Origin of the sequence: Novosphingobium sp. SG754 (assembly GCF_013149315.1) — a bacterium.
GTDB lineage: Bacteria > Pseudomonadota > Alphaproteobacteria > Sphingomonadales > Sphingomonadaceae > Novosphingobium > Novosphingobium capsulatum.
In genome coordinates this window covers 150,931-174,452 of the sequence record NZ_JABGCC010000001.1, presented here as the reverse complement: position 1 = coordinate 174,452, position 23,522 = coordinate 150,931, and the positions used below count along the sequence as shown (strand labels likewise).

The 23,522-nt window shown below is 66.2% G+C and carries 24 protein-coding genes; 8 read left to right on the top strand and 16 right to left on the bottom strand.

What is annotated here, in order from left to right:
* Positions 1 to 127 precede the first annotated feature (127 nt).
* Positions 128 to 685, top strand: coding sequence for a peptide-methionine (S)-S-oxide reductase MsrA (gene msrA, locus FHW97_RS00865; RefSeq protein ID WP_168352617.1), 558 nt, complete (start codon positions 128 to 130; stop codon positions 683 to 685).
* Between the two features lie 77 nt (positions 686 to 762).
* Here the strand turns inward: msrA and FHW97_RS00860 are convergent, their stop codons facing one another.
* The gene (locus FHW97_RS00860; protein WP_171796510.1) at positions 763 to 2,004 is read right to left on the bottom strand and encodes an aspartate kinase; all 1,242 of its coding nucleotides are present in this window, start codon (positions 2,002 to 2,004) and stop codon (positions 763 to 765) included.
* A 103-nt stretch (positions 2,005 to 2,107) separates the two neighbouring features.
* Here FHW97_RS00860 and ubiG point away from each other — a divergent pair, with 103 nt between their 5' ends.
* The gene (gene ubiG, locus FHW97_RS00855) at positions 2,108 to 2,848 is read left to right on the top strand and encodes a bifunctional 2-polyprenyl-6-hydroxyphenol methylase/3-demethylubiquinol 3-O-methyltransferase UbiG (RefSeq protein ID WP_169041710.1); all 741 of its coding nucleotides are present in this window, start codon (positions 2,108 to 2,110) and stop codon (positions 2,846 to 2,848) included.
* Position 2,849: 1 nt separating this feature from the next.
* Here ubiG and FHW97_RS00850 read toward each other — a convergent pair whose 3' ends face one another.
* Together FHW97_RS00850 and FHW97_RS00845 are read right to left on the bottom strand one after the other, a co-directional pair.
* Positions 2,850 to 3,203 (bottom strand): arsenate reductase, encoded by a 354-nt coding sequence (locus FHW97_RS00850; RefSeq protein ID WP_171795546.1) that lies wholly within the window; start codon positions 3,201 to 3,203, stop codon positions 2,850 to 2,852.
* Positions 3,200 to 3,511 (bottom strand): antibiotic biosynthesis monooxygenase, encoded by a 312-nt coding sequence (locus tag FHW97_RS00845; RefSeq protein WP_169041708.1) that lies wholly within the window; start codon positions 3,509 to 3,511, stop codon positions 3,200 to 3,202. The genes FHW97_RS00850 and FHW97_RS00845 overlap by 4 nt, the downstream gene beginning before the upstream one ends.
* Positions 3,512 to 3,588: 77 nt before the next feature.
* Here FHW97_RS00845 and aroC point away from each other — a divergent pair, with 77 nt between their 5' ends.
* Positions 3,589 to 4,680 carry a chorismate synthase gene (gene aroC, locus FHW97_RS00840; RefSeq protein ID WP_169041707.1) on the top strand — a complete coding sequence of 364 codons (1,092 nt, stop codon included), beginning with the start codon at positions 3,589 to 3,591 and terminating at the stop codon, positions 4,678 to 4,680.
* A 112-nt stretch (positions 4,681 to 4,792) separates the two neighbouring features.
* On the top strand, positions 4,793 to 5,062 hold the full coding sequence (locus FHW97_RS00835) for a hypothetical protein (RefSeq protein ID WP_169041706.1): 270 nt from the start codon (positions 4,793 to 4,795) through the stop codon (positions 5,060 to 5,062).
* A 79-nt stretch (positions 5,063 to 5,141) separates the two neighbouring features.
* Here FHW97_RS00835 and FHW97_RS00830 read toward each other — a convergent pair whose 3' ends face one another.
* A complete protein-coding gene (locus FHW97_RS00830) occupies positions 5,142 to 7,967 on the bottom strand; it encodes a TonB-dependent siderophore receptor (RefSeq protein WP_253941506.1) in 2,826 nt (941 codons plus the stop codon).
* A 201-nt stretch (positions 7,968 to 8,168) separates the two neighbouring features.
* Here FHW97_RS00830 and FHW97_RS00825 point away from each other — a divergent pair, with 201 nt between their 5' ends.
* A complete protein-coding gene (locus tag FHW97_RS00825) occupies positions 8,169 to 10,100 on the top strand; it encodes an isoaspartyl peptidase/L-asparaginase (RefSeq protein WP_370525304.1) in 1,932 nt (643 codons plus the stop codon).
* A gap of 47 nt (positions 10,101 to 10,147) precedes the next feature.
* On the opposite strand, the gene metH is transcribed toward FHW97_RS00825, so the two are convergent.
* From metH to FHW97_RS00805, 4 genes are read right to left on the bottom strand one after another with little or no spacing between them, the layout of a single operon-like run.
* The gene (metH, locus tag FHW97_RS00820; RefSeq protein ID WP_370525305.1) at positions 10,148 to 12,784 is read right to left on the bottom strand and encodes a methionine synthase; all 2,637 of its coding nucleotides are present in this window, start codon (positions 12,782 to 12,784) and stop codon (positions 10,148 to 10,150) included.
* Positions 12,784 to 13,848: a homocysteine S-methyltransferase family protein gene (locus FHW97_RS00815; protein WP_171797751.1), complete on the bottom strand. Its 1,065-nt coding sequence runs from the start codon at positions 13,846 to 13,848 to the stop codon at positions 12,784 to 12,786. Before FHW97_RS00815 ends, metH begins: the two co-directional genes overlap by 1 nt.
* Positions 13,845 to 14,786, bottom strand: a complete 942-nt coding sequence (gene metF, locus FHW97_RS00810) for a methylenetetrahydrofolate reductase [NAD(P)H] (protein ID WP_169041703.1) — start codon at positions 14,784 to 14,786, stop codon at positions 13,845 to 13,847. The genes FHW97_RS00815 and metF overlap by 4 nt, the downstream gene beginning before the upstream one ends.
* Positions 14,787 to 14,791: 5 nt before the next feature.
* Entirely contained in the window at positions 14,792 to 15,826 is a 1,035-nt protein-coding gene (locus tag FHW97_RS00805) for a metalloregulator ArsR/SmtB family transcription factor (RefSeq protein ID WP_169041702.1), read from the bottom strand.
* Between the two features lie 191 nt (positions 15,827 to 16,017).
* On the opposite strand from FHW97_RS00805, the gene FHW97_RS00800 reads away from it, so the two are divergent.
* On the top strand, positions 16,018 to 16,365 hold the full coding sequence (locus FHW97_RS00800) for a hypothetical protein (RefSeq protein ID WP_169041701.1): 348 nt from the start codon (positions 16,018 to 16,020) through the stop codon (positions 16,363 to 16,365).
* 61 nt (positions 16,366 to 16,426) lie between these two features.
* Entirely contained in the window at positions 16,427 to 16,624 is a 198-nt protein-coding gene (locus tag FHW97_RS00795; protein WP_169041700.1) for a hypothetical protein, read from the top strand.
* Positions 16,625 to 16,852: 228 nt separating this feature from the next.
* Here the strand turns inward: FHW97_RS00795 and FHW97_RS00790 are convergent, their stop codons facing one another.
* Both FHW97_RS00790 and FHW97_RS00785 read right to left on the bottom strand, forming a co-directional pair.
* Positions 16,853 to 17,812 (bottom strand): cation diffusion facilitator family transporter, encoded by a 960-nt coding sequence (locus tag FHW97_RS00790; RefSeq protein ID WP_062786881.1) that lies wholly within the window; start codon positions 17,810 to 17,812, stop codon positions 16,853 to 16,855.
* A 56-nt stretch (positions 17,813 to 17,868) separates the two neighbouring features.
* Positions 17,869 to 19,131 carry an RsmB/NOP family class I SAM-dependent RNA methyltransferase gene (locus tag FHW97_RS00785; RefSeq protein WP_171797750.1) on the bottom strand — a complete coding sequence of 421 codons (1,263 nt, stop codon included), beginning with the start codon at positions 19,129 to 19,131 and terminating at the stop codon, positions 17,869 to 17,871.
* Positions 19,132 to 19,202: 71 nt separating this feature from the next.
* Here FHW97_RS00785 and FHW97_RS00780 point away from each other — a divergent pair, with 71 nt between their 5' ends.
* Positions 19,203 to 19,391, top strand: coding sequence for a DUF1674 domain-containing protein (locus FHW97_RS00780; RefSeq protein WP_028658353.1), 189 nt, complete (start codon positions 19,203 to 19,205; stop codon positions 19,389 to 19,391).
* Between the two features lie 18 nt (positions 19,392 to 19,409).
* On the opposite strand, the gene FHW97_RS00775 is transcribed toward FHW97_RS00780, so the two are convergent.
* From FHW97_RS00775 to FHW97_RS00750, 6 genes are read right to left on the bottom strand one after another with little or no spacing between them, the layout of a single operon-like run.
* Positions 19,410 to 20,090 (bottom strand): murein L,D-transpeptidase catalytic domain-containing protein, encoded by a 681-nt coding sequence (locus FHW97_RS00775; RefSeq protein ID WP_253941504.1) that lies wholly within the window; start codon positions 20,088 to 20,090, stop codon positions 19,410 to 19,412.
* 54 nt (positions 20,091 to 20,144) lie between these two features.
* Positions 20,145 to 20,633 (bottom strand): GNAT family N-acetyltransferase, encoded by a 489-nt coding sequence (locus FHW97_RS00770; protein ID WP_169041698.1) that lies wholly within the window; start codon positions 20,631 to 20,633, stop codon positions 20,145 to 20,147.
* Positions 20,630 to 21,220, bottom strand: coding sequence for a hypothetical protein (locus tag FHW97_RS00765; protein WP_169041697.1), 591 nt, complete (start codon positions 21,218 to 21,220; stop codon positions 20,630 to 20,632). Before FHW97_RS00765 ends, FHW97_RS00770 begins: the two co-directional genes overlap by 4 nt.
* Positions 21,217 to 22,356: a flavodoxin-dependent (E)-4-hydroxy-3-methylbut-2-enyl-diphosphate synthase gene (gene ispG, locus FHW97_RS00760; protein ID WP_062786895.1), complete on the bottom strand. Its 1,140-nt coding sequence runs from the start codon at positions 22,354 to 22,356 to the stop codon at positions 21,217 to 21,219. Before ispG ends, FHW97_RS00765 begins: the two co-directional genes overlap by 4 nt.
* A gap of 54 nt (positions 22,357 to 22,410) precedes the next feature.
* The gene (locus FHW97_RS00755; protein WP_169041696.1) at positions 22,411 to 22,929 is read right to left on the bottom strand and encodes a GNAT family N-acetyltransferase; all 519 of its coding nucleotides are present in this window, start codon (positions 22,927 to 22,929) and stop codon (positions 22,411 to 22,413) included.
* 33 nt (positions 22,930 to 22,962) lie between these two features.
* Entirely contained in the window at positions 22,963 to 23,517 is a 555-nt protein-coding gene (locus FHW97_RS00750) for a DUF924 family protein (RefSeq protein WP_022678143.1), read from the bottom strand.
* Between the last annotated feature and the right edge of the window lie 5 nt (positions 23,518 to 23,522).

Below are 23,522 nucleotides of genomic sequence, written 5' to 3'. Positions count from 1 at the left end.
ATGCCCTCGGGCGTGTCAATTCAACGACAGTGGGGTACCCCAGCGGGCAATTCGCGCGCCAGAGGATGACAGGCGCCCTGCCCGTTCCTATCTGGGCGGCAAATCTTGCAGAAAGGGTTCCCCCGCAATGGCGACGTCCTCCGCCACCCCCTCCGCCGCCAACCAGGCCATTCTGGCTGGTGGCTGTTTCTGGTGCACCGAAGCGGTGTTCCGCGACGTGATCGGCGTTTCGAACGTGGAAAGCGGCTATATCGGCGGCACCAGCGAAAATCCCACGTACAAGCAGGTGTGCAGTGGCACGACCGGCCATGCCGAAGCGATTCGCGTGACGTTCGATCCCGCCGTGATCGACTATAGCCAGCTGCTCGACATCTTCTTTGCCACCCATGATCCGACGCAGCTCAACCGCCAGGGCAACGATGTCGGCACGCAATACCGCTCGGCGTTGTTTCCGCTCGATGCCGCGCAGGAAGAAGAAGCCAAGGCCGGGATCGCCCGCGCCCAGGCAGAGCGCGATGCGCCGATCGTCACCAGCATCGAGCCGGTCGCCCCGTGGTATCCGGCCGAGGATTACCACCAGGAGTATTGGGAAGGCGAAGGCCAGCGCAATCCCTATTGCCTGGCAGTGATCCCGCCCAAGCTGATGAAGCTGCGCAAGAGCTTTGCCGCGAAGGTGAAAGCGTAAACAGCGCGCGGGTGGAGCACAGTGTCCACCACCCCCAACCCCCTCCTTGCGAAGAGGAGGGGGCTTTTTTCAGCGGGTTACTGGGCGTCGAGGCCGTAGGCAGTGTGGAGCACGCGGACGGCGAGTTCCACTTCGTCGGCATCGATCAGCACCGAAACCTTGATTTCGCTGGTCGAGATAGCCTGGATATTGATGCCGCGATCAGCCAGCGACTTGAACATCGTGCTGGCAACGCCGGCGTGGCTGCGCATGCCCACGCCCACCACGGAAACCTTGGCCACCTTGCTGTCGGCGATCAGGCGATACCAGCCGATCTGGTCCTTGCGCTCTTCCAGCAGGGCCTGGGTGCGGGCAAGGTCGGCCTGCGGGCAGGTGAAAGTCACATCCGTCTCGCCCTTGTCCTTGGCAATATTCTGGATGATCATGTCGACGTTGATGTTGGCTTCGGCCAGCGGGGCAAAGATCGAGGCGACCGCGCCGGGGCGATCCGCGATCCGCGTAAGAGTGACCTTGGCCTCGTTCTTGTCGGCGGCGATGCCGGTGATCAGCTGGCGTTCCATTTCGTACCCTTCCAGTTCCTCGTCCGCGACGATCATCGTGCCGGGGATGGTGTCGGCGGCCGGCGCATCGTCGTCGATGAAGGATGACAACACCTGCACCCGCACGTTCTCCTTCATCGCAAGCGAGACGGAGCGGGTTTGCAGGACCTTGGAACCGACCGAGGCCAGTTCCAGCATTTCTTCATAGGTCACGGCCTTGAGCTTGCGCGCCTTGGCCACGATGCGCGGGTCGGTGGTATAGACCCCGTCCACGTCGGTATAGATATCGCAGCGGTCGGCGCCGATCGCGGCGGCCACGGCCACGGCCGAAGTATCCGATCCGCCACGGCCCAGCGTGGTGATGCGGTTGCTCTCGGTCAGCCCTTGGAAGCCGGGGATCACGGCGATTTCACCCGCGCCCATGCTGGCCAGCAGTTCGGCCGAATCGATGCCTTCGATGCGCGCCTTGGAGAAAGCATCGTCGGTGCGCACCGGCAATTGCCAGCCCAGCCACGAGCGCGCCTTGCAGCCCAACGCCTGGAGATGCATGGCCAGAAGGCCCGAGGTCACCTGCTCGCCGCTGGCCACCACCACATCGTATTCCGCCGGATCATAGAGCGCGCTGGCTTCGCGGCAGAAGTTGACGAGGCGATCGGTTTCCCCGGCCATGGCCGAAACCACCACCGCCACTTCATGGCCGGCGGCCTGCTGGCGCTGCACGATCCGCGCGACGCGGCGGATTCGCTCGGTTCCGGCCATCGAGGTGCCGCCGAATTTCATCACGATCCGGGCCAACGCTTGTGCTCCTGTCCACCTGCCAAAAGAAAGAATCTTGCCCGCATAGCCCATGGACCATGCGAAAGCGGCGCTTTAGGGAGGTGGCATGAGCAATGCAACATCCTTGAACGCGCAGACCATCCGCCCGGAAGAAGCCGCCCATTTCGGCAAGTTGGCGGCCGACTGGTGGGACCCGAAGGGCCAATCGGCCATGCTCCATCGCCTCAATCCCGTGCGCCTGGCCTTCATCCGCGCCGCGATCGACACGCATTTCGGCGCCGATCCTCGCGCCTTGCGCCCCCTGGCGGGCAAGCGCGCGCTGGATGTGGGCTGTGGCGCGGGCCTCTTGGCAGAGCCGCTGTGCCGCATGGGCGCGGATGTCACCGCAGTGGATGCAGCGGCGGAAAACATCGCGGCCGCGCGCGCCCATGCCGAGGGAGCCGGCCTGGCGATCGACTATCGCCATGGCGAACTGGGTGACCTTGGCCTGGCCGGGTTCGACCTCGTCACCTCAATGGAGGTGATCGAGCATGTGGCCGACAAGCCTGCCTTCGTGGCGGCGCTGGCAGCAACGCTGGGCCAAGGCGGGTTGATGGTGCTGTCCACCCCCAACCGCACCCCCGCCTCGCGCCTGTTGATGATCGAAGCGGCCGAGCGGCTGGGCATGGTGCCGCGCGGCACGCACCACTGGGACGATTTCATCACCCCGCTGGAACTGCACGACCTGCTCGACGCCGCCGGCCTCAAGATGGGCAACCCGCAAGGCATCGCCTGGAGCCCGGCCAAGGGCCTGCACCTGTCAGACGATCTGGCGCTGAACTATATCGTGACGGTCACGCAGGCCTGAGTCACATAGGGCTCAGCGCAGCTTCCCATTCGGCCTGCTTGAAGCCCACGAGCAGGCCGCCGGGATGCTCTACGATCGGCCGTTTGATCAGCGAGGGCTGCGCGACCATCAGGGCCACGGCCTTGTCGGTCGTAAGGTCGGCCTTGTCTTCCTCGGGCAGCTTGCGGAACGTGGTGCCGGCCTTGTTGAGCACCTTGTCCAGCCCGGCCGCCGCCACCCAGCCCGCCACCTGGCCTGCATCGGCGCCCTGCTTCTTGTAATCGTGGAACGTGTAGGCCAGCCCCTGCCCATCAAGCCAGGTGCGTGCCTTTTTCACAGTGTCGCAGTTGGGGATGCCATAGACGGTCAGGCTCATGCCTTGGTCCTCTCGAAATGGTGGATGCGGCTGGGGGTGCCGGCGAACAGGGTATAGCTTTCGTAGTAATCAGACCGGCCGCGGGCTTGCACTTGCGCGTGATCGGCCTGGGTGCGCCAGGCACGCGCCGCCGCTTCGCTATCCCATTCCGACAGGGCGATCACTTCACCATCGTCGGCGACATAGGATTTGAAGCTGCGGAAGCCGGGCTGGCGGCGCGCCAGGTCTTCCATCGCCTGGGCATCGGCGGCGTAGGCGGCGGCATCGATGCCGGCATGCTTGCGGTTGCGGAAGACGACGAGGTACATGGGCCACGTGCCTTAGTGCGCCGCGCCGCCATCGACCAGTGGACATTTCCCGCGCCATAAGACAGAGCGCTGGCCCCATGAGCATCAATTCCTTCGGACATATGTTCCGCTTCACCACCTGGGGGGAAAGCCATGGGCCGGCGCTGGGCGCCGTGGTGGATGGCTGCCCGCCGGGGCTGGCGATCGATGAAGGGATGATCCAGCCCTATCTGGACGCGCGCCGGCCGGGCCAGTCGCGCTTTACCACCCAGCGCAACGAGCCCGACCAGGTGAAGATTCTGTCGGGCGTGTTCGAAGGGCGCACCACCGGCACCCCGATCAGCCTGATGATCGAGAACACCGACCAGCGCTCCAAGGACTATTCCGAGGTGGCCAAGGCCTATCGCCCGGGCCATGCCGACTATGCCTATGATGCCAAGTACGGCTTTCGCGACTATCGCGGCGGTGGGCGGTCTTCGGCACGCGAAACCGCCGCGCGCGTGGCTGCGGGCGGCGTGGCGCGGCTGGTGATCCCGGAAGTGACGATCCTGGCCTGGGTCAGCGCGATCGGTGGCGATGCCATCGATATGGCCAATTTCGACGCCGCGCAGATCGGCCAGAACCCGTTCTTCTGCCCCGATGCCCAGGCCGCTGCGCGCTGGGAAGCCCTGGTGGACAAGGCGCGCAAGGCCGGCTCTTCGCTGGGCGCGGTGGTGGAATGCGTGGCCACGGGCGTGCCCGCCGGCTGGGGCGCGCCGCTCTATGCCAAGCTGGACGCCGAACTGGCCCATGCGATGATGGGCATCAACGCGGTCAAAGGCGTGGAAATCGGCGATGGCTTTGCCGCCGCTGCCAATACCGGCGAAGGCAATGCCGATCCGATGCGCCCGCGCAGCGATGGCGGCAACCCCACCCGCGTGACTGGCCCGGAATTCCTGGCCAACCATGCCGGCGGCATTGCCGGGGGCATTTCCACTGGCCAGCCGGTGACGGTGCGCGTCGCGTTCAAGCCAACGTCCTCGATCCTCACCCCCATGCCCACGATCACCCGCGATGGCGAGGCGACCGACCTGTTCACCAAGGGCCGTCACGACCCCTGCGTGGGCATTCGCGGCGTGCCGGTGGTGGAAGCGATGATGGCGCTGGTCCTGGCCGACCAGAAGCTGCTGCATCGCGGCCAGTGTGGCTGAACGAGTCCAGGCGAAGTCTGTACGCTCCCGATACGATCCATTCAGACTGGGAACATCCTGAAAGGCGCAGACGTTTTTTCCTACGTTGAGGACCTAACGCAGGAAGAACACCATGCTCACCAAACTGACCAAGATCGCTGGCGTGGCCCTGGCCGCCGCGCTGCTTACCCCCGCTGCCGCGCAGGCCCATCCGGGCGGTTGGGAGCACAGCCACCGCGGAGACCACCGCGGCTGGGATAACCGGGGCTGGAATAACAACCGTGGTTGGGACCATCGCGGTGATCGCCGCGGCTGGGAACACCGCCGGTGGGAGCGCCATGGCTATGCCCGCGATTGCCGCATCGTGTGGCGCCATCACGAACGCGTGCGCATCTGCCGCTAAGCGCGGATCGCAAACCTGACCACATTCAGGCGGGCGGCGTGTACCAACACGCCGCCCGCTGTTGTATGCGGCTGACCGGTTAGAGCCCCTTCCCGCCCAGCTTCCAGGTCAGCTGCAGATAGAAGCTGCGTCCCACGCCATCGAACCACGAGATGTCGTAATAGGGATAGCTGCCATAGGTGCGATCGACATTGGGGCTGGTATCGAACAGGTTGGTCACCGTGCCTGAAACCTGGACATGATCGGTGATCTTGTACTGGGCTGAAAGGTTGAAGGTAGTGGTCGGCTTGATGAACGCCGTTTCGTCATAATTGGGCAGGCGGCCGAGCATCTGGCCCTGCAGCGTGGTGGTGAACTTGCCGTTGACCAGGGTTAGGCTGGCCGTGCCCTTGTCACGCGGGATGTCGTAGCCGCTGTCATAGGCCAGCTTGTTGATCACCGCGTCGCCGGCATACTGGCGGAACGTGTGGTTGAACACATAGGTGTACCCCAGTGCAAAGCTGAGGAAGCCCAACCCCTGGATTTCCGAGGCGCGCCAGTGGAAGGCCACGTCGATGCCGTCGGTCTGTTCGCGCGCCACGTTGATCGGGTTGACGTAAACGCCCTGAAGCTGCCCCGCGAAGGCGCCGGACGCATAGCGCTGCACCCGCGCGATGGCATCGAGGCAGGTGGGTGAACTGGCGTTGACCGCCGCGCCCGAGACCGTCTCGCCCAGCACGCAATCGGATTCGCGGCGCAGCAGTTCATCCTTGCTGAGATCGAGCACCTGGTTTTCCAGGGTGACCTTGAAGTAATCGACCGAAAGATCGACCGCACGATCGGGCTGCCAGAACACCCCGGCGTTGATCGACTTGCTGGTTTCGGGCTTGAGCGCGCGGTTGCCGCTGCGGTGGCTGGTAATGCCAACCTCGTAATCGTCGCATTGGCTATAGGTGGCGCCGGCATTCTCGCGCCGGCAGGTCAGGTAATCGGTGCCATCGGGATGGGTGTCACCATTGCCCGAGAACACATAGTGCAGATCGGGCGCGCGAAAGCCGGTGCCCATCGCGCCGCGCAGCAGCAGGCGGCTGGTCGGGCGCAGCTCTGCCCCTAGGTTCCAGGTGGCTTTGCCAAAGCTGTTGTCGACCACGTGGAAATGGTCATAGCGCGCCGCGCCCGAGAGCTGCAGGAACGAGAGCACCGGCACGCGCAATTCGCCGCCCAGCGCCCAGTGGCGGCGGCTGCCCTTGCCGTCGCTGTCGGTCAGGCCAACGTAATAGTGCTCCAGCGCCTTGGGATCGGGCCGCAGGTCATAGCCCTGCCCGCCATATTCGCCCACCAGCGCCACGCCCACGGCCCCTGCCGGCAGGCGCAGGACTTCGCCGTTGGTCAGGCTGAAAGCGAGGTTGTCGGTATAGGAACGCGGGTGATAGATCGCGTTTTCGGTGATCGAATTGTACTGCGATGTGGTGAGCGGGGTATAGAACCGCGCCGGATCGGCCGAAAACACCGCATAGCCGCTATCGGGGTCAACCCCCTGCTGCTGGCCCAGGAAAAAGGCATTCGCCTTGGAGATCACCACCTGCGGGAACGATACCTTGCTGCGGTATTCCGAGTGGTTGAACGACAGCTCATAAGCCCAGGCCTGGTTCTTGCCGAACTTGCCGCGCAGGCCCGGCGTGACCGTGAAGCTGACCGAGCGGTTGCGCGTCATGCCGTTGCGCAGGCCGCCCATTTCCTCGGGCGTGAACTGGCGATACCAGTTGTCCAGCTTGGTCGGATTGAGGCTGGTGGGCATCTGCGTGTTGTAGAACGTGCCCTCCTGGTTGCCGTCGGGGGTTTCGTAATACCAAGTCAGCACATCGGGCAGCAGCGCCACCTTGCTGTAGCTGGCCTGGAAATCGGTGAACAGTTCCATGCCATTAGGTAGGTCGAGCCCGATCGCGCCAAAGGCGTTCACCGATTTGCGTTCTGAAATCATCGTGCCATAGGCGACCGAGCTGTTCGAGCCGCAGTAATAGCCCGGCCCGCCATCGGCGCCATAGCGCGGGCGGCTGGCGCGGAACGTGCTGCCGCCGTTGAGGCCCGACAGGCTGGCGCAGGTCGCCGCGCCGGGATCGAGATAGTCGGTATATTCATCGGTGCGCAGGAACGTGCGGCGCGCCAGCCCGCCAACCGGATCGTCCAACACCGAATCCTGCCGCGCCCGCTGATACTGCCACAGCGGCTTTTGATAGAGGCCTTCCACCCCGATCACGCCATGAAACGCGCCGGCATTCCAGCCGGTGGTCAAGGTCAGCCGGTGCGAGGCGCCGCCGCCGTGCTGCGTATCGCCATAACGATAGTCGATCCGCGTGCCATCGACGCTTTTCTTGAGCTGGAAATTGACCACGCCCGAAATCGCGTCCGAGCCATAGATCGCCGAGGCGCTGCCGCTCAACACTTCCACCCGCTCGATCAGGCCGACGGGAATGTTGGAAATGTCGGTGAAATTGCTCTGCCCGTTGAACGGCAGGGGAAAATCGGCGATCCGCCGCCCGTTGACCAGCACCAGGGTGTGGTTGGGGCCAAGCCCGCGCAAGTCCACCTGCTGCGCGCCGGGCGTGAAGGCCGCGCCATTGCCCGATTGCTGGCTTTGCGTTTCGCCGCCATTTTGCGTGAGCGCGCGCAGCAGATCGGGCACCGACTGATAGCCGTTGCGCAGAATGTCCTGCGCGGTCACGGCGGTGACCGGCGCGGGGCCTTCCATTTCCACGCGCGGAATGCGGCTGCCCAGCACGACGATCGCGCTTTCGGGCGTGCCCGGCTGGTCTGGCGTGGGGGATGAAGATGGCAACTGGGTGATCGCCGGCGTGCCGGCAGGCGCCTCTTGCGCATGAAGCGCCCCAGCCAGGGCAAGGCCGCCCCATGCACACCCTGCAACCAACCAAGCTTTTGACGTGCGCATTGTTGACAGCCCCCTGTGATCGCGCTTCGATAGGGCGGTTATGGTTGCAGGTGACAACCACTTGCAACGTAAAATCGCCAATTAATTCAGTATCAATCACAAGTGTTACACGCTAACCACAGCCACAAACGGCAAAACAGGGGCTTGAAAATGCAGTTTTTGCGCCGGGGCTTGATCACAGTGGCAAGTGTACTGGCCATGGCCAGCGGCGCGGCAAGCGCCTCGGAAGCGGGCTATACCCGCTATGTGATCGGTGATCTTGCCGCCCCCACCCCGGCCAAGGTGGCACCGGGCCTGCTGCTGGCCGGCGGCGGAGAATGGGACAGCGATGCGTTCCGCTGGTTCGTGGCGCAGGCCGGGCATGGCCATATCGTGGTGCTGCGGGCATCGGGCGCGGGCGATGCCGGCGATGAGTTCATGCACAGCATCGGCGGCGTCACTTCGGTCGAAACCTTCGTGTTCGACGATCGCAAGGCCGCAAGCGACCCGGTGGTGCTGGCCGCCGTGGCCAAGGCCGATGGCGTCTATATCGCCGGGGGTGACCAGGCCCGCTATGTGCGCTTCTGGCAGGGCACGCCGCTGGCCACCGCGCTCGACCGGCTGGCTGCCAGCGGGCACCCGATCGGCGGCACCAGTGCTGGCCTGGCGATCCTGGGCGCGCATGTCTATGGCGCGATGGACGGCGGCAGCGCCACGTCAGGCCCGGCCTTGCGCGACCCCCTGGGCGAGGGCGTGACGATGGTGGAGGATTTCCTGCACCTGCCGCGTATGGACCATGTCGTCACCGACACCCATTTCACCCGGCGTGATCGCCTCGGCCGCCTGATCGCCTTTGTGGCCAAGACCCGCGCGACCACGGCCGACAAGGCGGCCGTGGGCCTGGGCGTGGATGAAGGCGCCTCGCTGATCGTCGATGGCGCGGGCAAGGCCCGGCTCAAGGGGCCGGCCGGTACCTATGCCTGGCTGGTGCAGCCGGTCGGCGCGCCCGGTGCCAAGCCAGGCCAACCGCTCGATTGGCCGGCGATCAAGGTAACCGGGATCGGCCCTGACAGCGTGCTGGACTTGGGCACCCTGGCGGTTACGGCGCCGGCCTTTGCCGGCACCGCCAGCGTCAAGCAGGGCAAGCTGGCCGGCGTGCCCTATCCCGCCGATGCCGGCTGGTCGCTGGCGATTCACGGTGGCGCCGGCGCCGCACCGCGCGGGGAAACCACGCCAGCTGAAGATGCCTCGTATCGCGCCGGCCTCAAGGCCGCGCTCGCCGCCGGATCGGCCGTGCTCAAGGCCGGGGGATCGAGCCTGGACGCCGTGGAAGCGGCCGTGCGCGTGATGGAAGACGATCCGCAGTTCAACGCCGGACGCGGCGCGGTGTTCGATGCCGAGGGCAAGAACCAGCTGGACGCCGCGATCATGGACGGCAGCACTGGCGAAGCCGGCGCCGTGGCGGCGCTGACCACCACCAAGAACCCGATCCGCGCCGCGCGCGCCGTTATGGAGCATTCCCGCCACGTGCTGCTGGCCGGCGCGGGCGCCGACCAGTTTGCCCGCGAACAGGGCATCGAGCAGGTCGATCCCAAGTACTTCTTCACGCAAAAGCGTTGGAACGACTATCTGGAGTGGAAGAAGGAGCACGTCAGCGCGCTGTCGCCGCGTGTGCTCGATGCCACGCCGCGGCCCGAGCACCGCTATGGCACGGTTGGCGCGGTCGCGCGCGATGTCCACGGCCACCTTGCCGCTGCCACGTCCACCGGCGGCCTGACCGGCAAGCGCTGGGGCCGGATCGGCGATTCCCCGCTGATCGGCGCGGGCACTTATGCGATCGATGGCAATTGCGCGGTGTCTGCCACCGGCACGGGTGAATACTTCATCCGCCAATCCGCCGGCCGCCAGGTGTGCGACCGTATCGCCTGGCGCGACGAAAAGGTGGGCGAAGCCGCGCAGGACACGATCGACGAAATCGCCGAAATCGGCGGCGATGGCGGGCTGATCGCGATGGACCGCGATGGCCACGTGGGCTTTGCCCTCAACACCGCCGGCATGTTCCGCGGCTCGATCAGCAGCAAGCAGGCGCCCGAAGTGGCGATCTACGCGGATGAAAAGCCCGTTCATCCCTGATCTTTTGCTCCCCCTCCTCTTCAGAGGAGGGGGCTTTTTGCCCAAACTTAGTCCAGGTTGGGGCGCAGCCAGCGTTCGGCCACGGCCAGATCCACCCCGCGCCGCCCGGCATAATCGGCCAGCTGATCGCGCCCGATCGTGGCCACGCCAAAGTACTGGCTGTCGGGGTGGGCGAAATAGAAGCCGGAAACCGCCGCCGTGGGCAGCATGGCCTGGCTTTCCGTAAGGACGATCCCGGCATTGCCCGGCGCATCGAGCAGGTCGAACAGGATCGGCTTGAGGCTGTGATCCGGGCACGCCGGATAGCCGGGCGCGGGGCGGATGCCGCGATATTCCTCGCGGATCAGTGCCTCGTTGGTCAGCTGCTCGCCCGGCGCATAGCCCCACAGCGTGGTGCGAACGTGACTGTGCAGGCGTTCGGCGAAGGCTTCGGCAAAGCGATCGGCCAGCGCCTTGAGCAGGATGTCGGAATAGTCATCGTGCCCGGCCTGGAAGCGCGCCAGGTGCGGCTCGATCCCATGGATGCCCACGGCAAAGCCGCCTAGCCAGTCACCGGCGGGATCGATGAAATCCGCCAGGCAATAGTTGGCGCGGCCCCGGCTCTTGGCGAACTGCTGGCGCAGGAACGGCAAGCGCACCATCTGCTCGTCGTCGTCGGGGTGCAGCACGACATCGTCGCCATGGCGCGCCGCCGGCCAGAAACCGCAGACGCCCTTGGCCGTCAGCCACTTTTCGGCAACGATCTTGTCGAGCATGGCACGAGCATCGGCATAGAGACTGCGCGCGCTTTCGCCCACCACGGCATCGTCGAGGATCGCGGGATAGGTGCCCGCCAGTTCCCAGGCGCGGAAGAACGGCGTCCAGTCAAAGCATTCGACCAGATCGGCCAGATCCCATTCGGCAAAGACGTGCAGCCCGGGCTGCGCTGGCGGCGCCGGCTTGTGCGCGAATTCGGCGACAAAGCCATTGGCGCGCGCGTCTTCCAGGCTGAGCAGCTTGGAGCCGCCCTTGCCCGCGCGGGCATCGCGCACGTGCTGGTATTCGTCGGCCGTGGCGGCGATGAAACCTTCGGCCTGGGTATCGGACAAGAGCTGGCTGGCGACGCCCACGGCGCGGCTGGCGTCGAGCACGTGAACCACCGGGCCGTCATAGGCCGGATCGATGCGCAGCGCGGTATGCACCTTGCTGGTGGTGGCGCCGCCGATCAGCAGCGGAATGGTCATGCCGGCGCGCTGCATTTCCTCGGCCACGGTCACCATCTCGTCGAGCGAGGGGGTGATCAGGCCGGACAGGCCAATGATATCGGCATCCTGCTCGCGCGCGGTGTCGAGGATCTTGGACCACGGCACCATGACGCCGAGGTCGATCACTTCATAGCCATTGCACTGCAGCACGACGCCGACGATGTTCTTGCCGATATCGTGCACGTCGCCCTTGACCGTGGCCATGACGATGCGGCCCTTGGGGCGCGCGCCGGCCTGCTTTTCCGCCTCGATATAGGGGATCAGGTGGGCGACGGCCTTCCTCATCACGCGGGCCGATTTCACCACCTGCGGCAGGAACATTTTCCCTGAACCGAACAGGTCGCCCACCGTGTTCATGCCCTCCATCAGCGGGCCTTCGATCACCTCGATCGGGCGCCCGCCGCGCGCGGCAATCGCGGCGCGGGCTTCCTCGGTGTCTTCGACGATGTACTGGTCCATGCCCTTGACCAGGGCGTGTTCCAGGCGGCGCACCACGTCCCAGCCGCGCCATTCCTCGGCGGCCTTTTCTGCCGCCTTGTCCTTGCCCTTGAAGCTTTCGGCCAGCGCGATGAGGCGCTCGGTCGCATCAGGGTGGCGCATCAGCAGCACGTCTTCGCAGGCATCGCGCAAGACCGGGTCGATCTGGTCGTAGATGTCGAGCTGACCGGCATTGACGATGGCCATGTCCATGCCGGCGGGGATGGCGTGATAGAGGAACACCGAGTGCATGGCGCGGCGCACCGTCTCGTTGCCGCGGAAGCTGAACGAGAGGTTCGAAAGGCCGCCCGAGATATGCACGTGCGGGCAGCGTTCCTTGATCTCGCGCGTCGCCTCGATGAAATCGAGGGCGTAGCGGTCGTGCTCCTCGATCCCGGTGGCCACGGCAAAGACGTTAGGATCGAAGATCACGTCTTCGGGCGGAAAGCCGATACCCATCAAGAGGTCATAGGCGCGGCAGCAGATTTCCACCTTGCGCTCGCGCGTGTCGGCCTGGCCCTTTTCGTCAAAGGCCATGACAACCACGGCGGCGCCATAATCCATGCACAGCCGCGCGTGGTGCAGGAACGCGTCTTCGCCTTCCTTCATCGAGATCGAATTGACGATCGGCTTGCCCGAAACGCATTTCAGGCCGGCCTCGATCACCTCCCACTTGGAGCTGTCGATCATCACCGGCACCCGCGCGATGTCCGGCTCTGCCGCGATCAGCTTGAGGTAGGTGGTCATGGCCTCGACCGCGTCGAGCAGGCCCTCGTCCATGTTGACGTCGATGATCTGGGCGCCGTTTTCCACCTGCTGGCGCGCGACTTCCACCGCCTTGGCATAGTCGCCCGCCAGGATCAGCTTCTTGAACGCGGCCGAGCCGGTGACATTGGTGCGCTCGCCCACATTGACGAAACGCGAGCCGGAATTGGTCATCCCGGTGGTGTTCTGTTCGGTCATCACTTGATCATCACAAACGGTTCGAGGCCGGCAAGGCGGGTGAGCGGTTCGGGCTGGGCTAGGCTGCGCGGCGCAAGGCCGCTGACCTTGCGCGCCATGGCGGCGATATGCGCGGGCGTGGAACCGCAGCAGCCACCCAGCACGTTGACCTGGCCGGCCACGGCCCATTCGCCAACGAGGCCGGCAGTCGTGTCGGGCTCTTCGTCATACTGGCCCAGTTCGTTGGGCAAGCCGGCGTTGGGATAGATCATGATCAATGTGTCGGCGGTTTCGGCCAGCGCCTTCACATGCGGGCGCAACTGGGTGGCGCCGAACGAGCAGTTGAGGCCCACGGTCACCGGGCGGGCATGGCGCACGGCACACCAGAATGCCTCCACCGTATGGCCCGACAGGTTGCGGCCCGAAAGATCGGTCAGCGTCATCGACAGCATGATCGGCACTTCGCGGCCCAGTTGCCGCTCCAGTTGCTTGACCGCCATGATCGCGGCCTTGCAGTTAAGCGTGTCGAACACGGTTTCCACCAGGATGAAATCGGCGCCGCCCTCGACCAGCGCCTCGGCCTGCTCGCGATAGACCTCCACCAGGAAATCCCAGTCGATCTCGCGATAGCCGGGATCGTTGACATCGGGCGAGAGCGACAGCGTCTTGTTGGTCGGGCCGATAGCGCCGGCCACAAAGCGCGGGCGGCCATCGCGCGCGGCAAATTCATCGGCAACGCGGCGGGCCAGGGCGGCCGATTGCAGGTTGATCTCGCGCACGAGGTGTTCAGCGCCATAATCGGCCTGGCTGATGCGGTTGGCCGAAAAGGTGTTGGTTTCGGCAATATCGGCGCCGGCCTCGAAATAGGCGCGGTGAATCGCCTCGGGCACGTCTGGCCGCGTCAGCGCCAGGATATCGTTGTTGCCCTTCTGGTCGTGGGTGAGGCCCAGATTGCCGGCATAATCCGCCTCGGTCAGCTTGCGGTTCTGGATCTCGGTGCCAAAGGCGCCATCCGTGATCAGGATACGCTGGCGCGCCTGATCGAGCAGCGCGGCACGCGCCTGGCTGGGGGCAAGAGCAGTCATGCGGCATTCTCCAGGCCGGCAGCGCCGTGCGGGCGGCGGCCCAGCAGATGGCAGATGGCATAGCTCAGTTCGGCACGGTTGAGCGTGTAGAAGTGGAAATCGCGCACGCCACCGGCGTAGAGGCGGCGGCAGAACTCGGCCGAAACCGTGGCGGCCACCAGCTGGCGCGAGGCCGGGTGCGTGTCGAGCCCGGCAAACAGGCTTTCCATCCAGGCTGGCAGTGCCGCGCCGCAGGCAGCGGCAAACTTGCGCGTCTGGGCAAAGTTGGACACTGGCAGAATGCCCGGCAGCACCGGCGCGGCGATCCCGGCCGCAGCCAGCTTGTCCTGGAAACGGAAGAAGGTTTCCGGCTCGAAGAAGAACTGGCTGATCGCGCGGCTCGCACCGGCATCCAGCTTGCGCTTGAGATTGTCGATGTCTGCTTCCTGGCTGGGCGAATCCGGGTGGCATTCGGGATAGGCCGCCACCGAAATATCGAACGGGGCAATCGTCTTGAGCCCGGCTACCAGTTCGGCGGCATTGGCATAGCCATCGGGGTGCGGGGTAAACGGCACGCCAGGCGCGCCCATGTCACCGCGCAGGGCGACGATGTGGCGCACGCCTGCTTCCCAATAGGCTTCCGCCACGGCCCGGATTTCGGCCTTGCTGGCATCGACGCAGGTGAGATGCGCGGCGGCCGGCAGGCGCGCCTCGCGGATGATGCGGGCAACCGTGTCATGCGTGCGGTCGCGGGTGGAGCCGCCCGCGCCATACGTCACCGAGACGAATTCGGGCTGCAGCGGCGCCAGCGTCTGCACCACGTCCCACAGCTGTGCCATCAGCGCATCGGTCTTGGGCGGAAAGAATTCGAAGCTCACCCGGATATCGCCGGGCAGGCCGGCAAAAAGCGGGGTATCGAGCGCGGTGCGCGCCTCGCGCAGCTGGTCGTAGCGGGTCATGGGTCTCAGCTCTTGGTAAAGGCGGAAGCAGGAGGAACGGCAGCGGCAGCGGGATCGCGGCGCCGGGCGGTCCACAGCTTGACGATCAGTTCGTGCCCGGCCAGCGCCTGTTCGGCGAGCGGGGTAAACCCGGCATCGCCCAGCAGCTTGGCCATCTGCGCATCGGAAAAGCCTAGACGGGCGTGGGCATGGGCCAGGCGCAATTCCTCGCGATCGTGCGCGGCGAAATCGACCACGGCAATGCGCCCGCCCGGGGCGGTAACGCGCGCGGCCTCGGCCAGCACGGCCTCGGGCGCCAGGGCATAGTGCAGCACCTGGTGGAACAGCACCGTGTCAAACCCGCCATCGGCAAACGGCAGCGACAGGAAATCCCCCTGCACCAGATCGACCTGCCCGGCGGGCAGGCCCTGCAGGCGCGTGCGCGCCAGGCGCAGCATTTCCGGGCTCTTGTCGAGCGCGGTGACGTGGCTGGCACGCGGCGCGAGCAATTGCGCCATGCGGCCGGTGCCGGTGCCAACGTCGAGCAGGTGGCCGAGCGGCTGACCCGCGCCAGCCGCATCGAGCAAGCCGATCAGCGCGGCCTCCACCGGGCCATCGGCGATGTGCAGGCTGCGCAACTGGTCCCAATCGGCGGCATGGCGGGCAAAATATTCGGCCGCGCTCGCCTCGCGCGTGGCGCGGATCGCGTCGAGATGATGGCGATCCTCGCGCACTTCGCGGGCGAAATCAGCGTCCTCCGCCTCGGCCGCGGCGAGCACGCGGGCCAGCGCCGTGCCGAGTGCCGAGGGCGCCCCGCGTCGCGCGGTTTCTTCGGCAATCGCCGCGCGCAGGAACACCCAGCCACCCTCGCGCCGCCGTTCAGCGAGGCCCGCATCGCACAGGATTTTTACATGGCGCGAAACGCGGGGCTGGCTTTGCCCCAAGACCTGCGCGAGTTCACCCACGGCCAGCTCCATGCTGGCCAAGAGGCGCATGATACGCAGGCGCGTGGGATCAGCCAGAGCGCGCAAGGATTCGAGCAGGTTCATGAGCAGTGGCATATAAAGCAACCTTTATATCGGTCAATCCATATAAAGAGTTCTTTATATCCGTAAGCAAGCCTTACGAACGGCGCTGATCCGCCAAGGATGCCCAGCCAAGTTTGCCATTGGCTTGACACTGGCGCGCCGGTAATACCCATAGGGCAAGGTTCGGCCATGCGCCGACAGGAACGAACAAGGAAGCCCCCACGATGAAGAAGCTCTTCCCGACGGCCATTGCTGGCGTCGCCCTGGTCGCCGCCGCGCTGTCGCTCTCCGCCTGCGGCCGCTCGGACGATGCCTCGACGGAAGCCTCGCCCGACAACGTGGAAATGCCGGCCGACGAACTGCCCGCAACCGATGTCTCGGCTGCCGCCCCGGCCCCGGTCGATGCCCCCGCCGCCGATCCCAGCGCGGCCGCGCAAACCGCCGAAGACGCCGCCCGCAGCGCCGCCGACAATGCCGCCGCCGCAGCCGATGCCGCCAAGGCAGCCGCTGCGGCAGCCGAAGCGGGCGACGCCAGCGCGAACGGTGGCGCCAACAGCAACCCCAAGATGTAACAGGCCCATGGCGCGAAGCTGTGCCTCGCACTCTTCGCGCCAGCCTGCCCCTCATCTGACCATGCGCGCATTTCTGGCCCTAGCCCTCGTGCTGCCACTGGCGGCCTGCCAGCAGGATAGCGACCCCGGCCCCGGCGGCGTCACCCGCGGCGAAGCCCGCGCGCTCGATGAAGCCGCCACCATGCTCGACAGCCGCCCGGCCCCGCCGCCGTTGGTCGATGCTACCGTGCCGGCCGACGCGGCATCAGCGACGCCTTAGGAAGATGTTTCGCGCAGAGGCGCTGAGGCGCAGAGAGAATGGAATCTCTGCGCCTCAGCGCCTCTGCGCGAACAAAAATCGCCCATGTGCGGGCGTTCTCGCATTTTGCACAAGCAGAACAGCTGGACCGCGGATCAAGTCCGGGGTCCAGCTTGATAACGCGCGCTCAGTCTGCGATCACCGCTCCAACAACAGCCAGCCACCAATCCCGGTAACCCCGCCAAACCCTTAAACCTCCAGCGAGCAACCGCCGCAATCGTCGGTTTCGACCTGGATCGTGGTATGGCCGATGCCGAAATCATGCTCCAGATCGTGTGCCACATGGGCCAGGAATGCGTCGCCCGGGTGGCCCTGCGGCATGATCAGGTGCGCGGTCAGTGCGGTTTCGGTGGTGCTCATCGGCCAGATGTGCAGATCGTGCACCCGCGCCACGCCCGGCATGGCGGCCAGCGCGGCACTGACCTTGTTCGGATCGATCCCCGGGGGCACGGCCTGAAGCCCCAGCTTGAGCGAGTCGCGCGCCAGGCCCCAGGTGCCCACGGCAATCACCACCACGATGACCAGACTGGTCAGCGGGTCGATCCAAGTCCACCCGGTCATCGCCATGGCGAGGCCGGCGAGCACGACGCCTGCTGAAACCGCCGCATCGGCGGCCATGTGCAGATAGGCGCCGCGCAAGTTGATGTCGTGCTTGCTGCCGCGCATGAACAGCAGGGCGGTGAACGTGTTGATGACGATGCCGATCGCCGCCACGATCATCACCGGGCCGGGCGACACGGCCTCTGGCTCCATCAGGCGGCGCACGCTTTCCACCAGGATCGCACCCAGCGCCACCAGCAGCAGCGCGGCGTTGCCAAGCGCGGCCAGGATCGAGCTGGACTTGAAGCCATAAGTGAAGCGGCCCTGCGGCGGCCGCGCCGAGAGCACGCTGGCGCCCCAGGCCATGAATAGGCTGAGCACGTCGGACAGGTTGTGCCCGGCATCGGCAACCAGCGCCATCGAGCCACTGACGATGCCATAACCACCCTCGACCACCACGAACGCGGTGTTGAGCGCGATGCCCAGGGCAAAGGCGCGGCCGAAGCTGGCCGGCGCATGGCTGTGCCCCGGGCCATGATGGTGGCCATGGTCGTGGCCATGGTCATGAGCATGGGCGTGGTGGTGATCGTGATGGTGGCCGGCAGACATGGCGCCGGCTTAGCCACAAAAACCGCGCCGGCAAAATGAATTGCCGGCCATTTGCATCACCCTTGGCGCCAGCGCGCGGCAAAGAACCCGTCGATGCCGCCCTCTTGCGCCAGCATGCCAGGGTCGCTGCGCAGCCACCCTTGCGGCGTGGGCACGATGCCGGCGGGCAATTCGCCGTCCTGGATCGGCGCCGGATCGAGACCGGCAAAAGCGGCGGCCTGCGCTTCGCCCTCGGCCGGTTCGAGCGAGCAGGTGGCATAGACCAGCGTGCCGCCCGGCCGCAGCCAGGCAGCGCTGCGTGCCAGCATCTGGGCCTGCAACGCGGTCAACTCGTCCATCGCGGCTAGGCGGTGCAGCACATCGGGATGGCGTCGGCAGGTGCCGGTGGCGCTGCACGGCGCATCGAGCAGCACGGCATCGAACGGTTCATCGGGCTGCCATTTCAGCGCATCGGCCTGCACCACCGTGGCCGTCAGGCTGGTGCGCGCCAGGTTGGCCGACAGCCGCTCCAGCCGGCGCGCCGACTTGTCGAGCGCGGTGACGGTCCAGCCGGCGGCGGCCAGTTGCATGGTCTTGCCGCCAGGCGCGGCACAGAGATCGAGCACGCGCCGCCCCTCGCCCGCGCCGAGCAGGCGCGCCGGCAGGCTCGCCGCCAGGTCCTGCACCCACCATGCGCCCTCGGGAAAACCGCGCAGGCTCTCCACCGCCTGGCCGCGCGGCAGGCGAACATGGCCGGGCAACAGCGATAGCCCGCCCAGTTCCTCCACCCAACGCGCGGTTTCGCCTGCGTCGCGCAGGCTGAGATCGAGCGGCGGCGGGGTGGAGATGCCGGCGGCGATCGCGGCGGTACGGCCGGGCCAGGCCTGATCCCAGCGCGCGGCAACAGCCGCCGGCAGGGTGGGCGCATCGGGCAGCGCCGCTCCACGCTTGAGCAGCGCGGAAAACACGCCATGGGCCAGGCGGCGCGGACCGCCCATCAGCAGCGGCAGGCCCGTGGCGATCACCGCATGCGGCGGCAGGCCCAGGCGCAGCGCCTGCGCCAGCATCAGTTGCAGCACGGCGCGCGCCTTGGCATCGTCGGGCAGCACGGTCTGCGTGGCGCTGTCGATCAGGGCATCGAGATCGGGCAGCCAGCGCAGCGCCTCTTGCACGATGGCCATGGCCAGCGCGCGGTCATCGCCACGCTCGATCGCGCGCAGCACCGGGGGCGCCGCCTGGTCCAGCGGGTCGCCACGGCGCAACACGGCATCAAGCAGGCGCAGCGCGGCGCGGCGCGCGGGCACGCCGGGGGTCTCTTCGGTCTGTCGGATAGGGGCCATCTTCGCGCCTATCGCGCCTTATGCCCCATTTGGCAATTGCGCGCGGGGGCGCAAAGGCGCATGGCCTTGGCATGGACAAGCCGCTTCCCGCCAACCGGCAGCGCGCGACGCAGCGCCCTGCGCCGTTTGCCAAGCCCGCCCACTGGACCGATGCGCCGGCCCCGCCCCCGCGCGTGGCCGAGCCGACGCAAGATCCTGACGGCCTTGACCCAACCCGCTATGGCGATTGGGAAAAGAACGGGATTGCGATCGACTTCTGAACGGAGTGTCGGGCCGCCTCAGGCCAGGCCGAGACGATCAGCATAGATCAGCCGACCGGCGGCCAGGCGCCACAGTGCCTGGGTGAAATCCGCCTCGGGCAGGGCAAAGCAGCCATCGCTGCGCCCCAGCTTGCCCCATTTGGCCAGCATGTCCGGGTTGGCATACCACGCAGGGTGCACCACGATCGCGCGGTCCTGCGCCATGTTGTTATCGGGATCGACCCCGGTCAGACGGATCGAGCTGCCATATTTGCCGCGATACCATTCGTTGGTCACGAATGCCCCGCGCGAGGTCGCCAGGCTGTTGATCTGGTTCGAGAAGAACTTGAGAAAGCCATCATGCTCGGGATCAGAGCCACGGCCATGGGCCACTAGGATCGAATCGACCCGGCCAGCCTGCAGATCGGCAAAGTGGAAGCGCGGCAGCGAAGAGGGCAGCGAGAAATCGGCAATGCCGACCACATCGGTGTGCCACAAGAGATTGGCCACGCGATCGCGCTGCTGGGCCGCCACCTCCAGTACGCGGCGATGCTGCTGCGGCATCGACCAGGCCTGGGCAAACACGCGCGGTGCGCTGGCCACGCCGGCAAGCGCACCACCGGCGGCCACCATGCCGCGCAGCAGGCCGCGCCGTGACGTGCCTTCGGCGCGCGCACTGCCGGCTGCGGCGCCGGTCTTGTCTGCCAGATGCTGCTTCATATTCCGATCATGCCATGGTTTTCATGGGTGAAAGCTGAACAAGGTTACCACGGATCAACCTTGGCTTACAGCCCCCAGTTGCTGCAACGCAGCACTGTCTACCCGCATGATCCGCCATTCGTCCATCATGCGTGCGCCCAGTGACCGGTAGAACGCGATCGACGGCGCATTCCAATCGAGCACCGACCATTCCAGCCGCGCACACCCGCGCGCCACGGCAAGCCTTGCCAAGGCCTGCAACAGCGCCTTGCCCAAGCCGGCGCCGCGCGCCTCGGGCCGCACGTAAAGGTCTTCCAGATAAATTCCCGGCTTGCCTTCGAACGTGGAAAAGTTGTGAAAGAACAAGGCAAAGCCCTGCCCCACGCCGTCCTGCTCAGCCACCAGCACTTCGGCCATGGGGCGCGGGCCGAACAGATGCTCGCCTAGCGTCGCTTCGTCAAAGCGCACCGCATGCGAGAGCTTTTCATAGGCGGCCAGATCGCGAATAAGCTGCGCCACCAGCGGCAGATCGGCGCGCGTGGCCGGGCGCACGAGAGTGGTCATGGTGCAGCCACCAGCGCGTCAATGCCGATCCAGATCGTCATCGGCTGCCCGCCCATCGGTGGCGTGGCGGTGATCACCGCATAGGCATGGCCGCCGTCGCGCCGCGTTTCCTCGCCGGTCACGGCAAAGCCGAGCAGCGCCAGCGCGGTGTCCTTTTCCGCCGCGCTCACCACGTTCCAGGCGCGCTCGCGCGTTGCGCCGTCCTGGCCGCCGGTGATGCCGCGCAGGAGGATCAGGATCTGGGCGTGGCGCAGGCGCGCCTCATCGGCGCGGCCCAGGCGTGGCAGGGCCTGTTCTTCGAGATAGAGCGCATTGAGATTGAGCGGATCGATCGCGCGTTGCGCCTGCGCCATGGCGAGGCTGCGCGCCGGATCACGCTCGATCGTGGCCCAAGCCGATTGCGCCTGGTCCCATTCGGGCACGGTGCCGCCCAGGCGCACACGGTTCTGCCAGCGCAGCGCGCGGGCATCCACACTGGCATCGCCCTGCTCGAACCGCGCCAGCCCGGCCTGAAACGCGTCCTGCGCCAAGGCCGGCGCGGCCGCGAAGATCAGCGGCGCAGCCAACAGCACCACGGACGGCTTCACTCCGCCGGCTCGCCCACTTTGGCCGCTGCGGCATCGGCCGCCGCTTCCATCTCTGCCGCCTTGGCCTCGACCAGGGCGACGATATGATCGAGCATCTCTTCGGACTGCACGGTGTGATCGGTCACGCCCGAGAGATAGACCATGTGCTTGCCATTGCCGCCGCCGGTCAGGCCGATATCGGTTTCGCGCGCTTCGCCCGGGCCGTTGACCACGCAGCCCAGCACCGACAGCGAGATCGGCGTCTTGATGTGCTGCAGCCGGGCTTCCAGCGCCTCGACCGTGCGGATCACGTCAAAGCCCTGGCGCGCGCAGCTGGGGCACGACACCACGCGCACGCCGCGGGTGCGCAGGCCCAGGCTCTTGAGGATTTCAAAGCCGACGCGCACTTCCTCTTCCGGCTCGGCCGACAGCGAAACGCGCAGGGTGTCGCCGATGCCGGCCCACAGCAGATTGCCGATGCCGATCGCCGATTTGACCGTGCCGCCGATCAAGCCGCCGGCCTCGGTGATCCCCAGGTGCAGCGGACAATCGACTGCTTCAGCCAGGCCCATATAGGCCGATACCGCCAGGAACACGTCAGAGGCCTTCACCGCCACCTTGTATTCGTGGAAGTCGTGGTCTTGCAGCAACTTGATATGGTCAAGCGCGGATTCGACCAGCGCTTCCGGGCACGGCTCGCCATACTTTTCAAGCAGGTGCCGTTCCAGGCTGCCACCATTGACGCCGATGCGGATGGCGCAGCCATTGGCCTTGGCCGCGCGCACCACTTCGGCCACGCGATCGGCCGAACCGATATTGCCAGGGTTGATGCGCAGGCAGGCAGCGCCCGCGTCAGCCGCCTCGAGAGCGCGCTTGTAGTGGAAATGGATGTCGGCGATGATCGGAATGCGCGATGCCTTCACGATCTTGCCCAGCGCCGCCGTGCTCGCCACGTCGGGGCAGGACACGCGGATAAGATCGGCGCCGGCATCCTCGCAGCGGCGGATCTGGTCGATCGTGGCCACGGCATCTTCCGTAGGTGTGTTGGTCATGGTCTGGACGGTGATAGGGGCATCGCCCCCGACCGGCACGCTGCCCACCATGATCTGGCGGCTCTGGCGGCGCACGATGGTGCGCCAGGGACGGATCTCGCTCATGCTGCGGGCTTATACCGCGTGCCCCGCGCCATGGCCACCCGGCATGAAGGGTGTTCAGAGCTTGCAGGCGTAAAGAAATTCCGGGTCACAGTGGTTGCCCACCCAAAATTCGATATCGGCAATCTTTTCAAAGCCAAAGCGATGGTAAAAGCGCTGCGCATCGGGGTTGTCGCTATAGACCGTGAGCTGAATCTCGTCAGCGCCGCGATCGCGCGCGGTGGCCATCGCCCAATCCATCAGCTGCCGGCCCAGCCCGCCGCCGATGTGCGCGGGATCGGTATAAAGCTGCTTCAGCTCCAGGGGCTTTTGCGGGTGCGTGTAGTCGCGCGGCAGCGTGCTATCGAGGACCAGCTTGCAGAACGCGACCAGGCGCCCCTCATCCTCGATCACGGCGATGCGCATGCCCGGATCGGCGATCTGCCGCGCCGTTACCGCGTCGCTATGCGCCTCTTCCATGAACGCGGCAAAGTCTTCCGGCTTGTAGAGATGCTCGAACTTGGCCGAGATCGCGCGGCGGGCAAGGTCGGCCAGCGGCAAGGCATCAGCGGGGGTGGCAAGGCGTAGCGTCGTCATGCCAGGCTGCATAATGGCCTAGCGCGGCAATTGCTACCAATGGTTGCCTGCTGCCACGGCCCGCTTTTCCGCCGCCGAACTCACCCGGCCGAGCACGGCGTTGCGGTGGGGAAAGCGGCCAAAGCGCCAGACCATGCGCGCGTGCGCCACGGCAAAACTGCGGATATAGCTGCTGCCCAGCGCGGTGAAGCGGGCAACGCTTTCGCGCTGCACCACGCGGTCTTCGCTGTGCATCAGGGGCATCAGCAGGAATTGCCGCGCATCGCGGTCCAGCCCTCGGTCCCAGCCCCGGTGCAGGGCAACGCGGGTGAGCGCCAGGGCCAGATCGTCATAGGCAAAGGCCTGGGCGCTATCGCGAAAGGCATTGCGCGGCACCTGGTCGAACAGCAGGATCGCCGCGCGCAGTGTATCCCGATCCTTGGCCAGCTCGGTGAGCGGCTGCGCTGCGATCGGGCCGAGCAAGGGCGCGAAACGATCGGCGATCGCCGCGTCGATTGCGGGATCGTTGGCAAAGCGGGCCTGGGGTGACAACGCACGGAACCAGAAATGCAGCAGATCCTGCGCCCAGAAACGCGGCGTCGTCACCATCGATT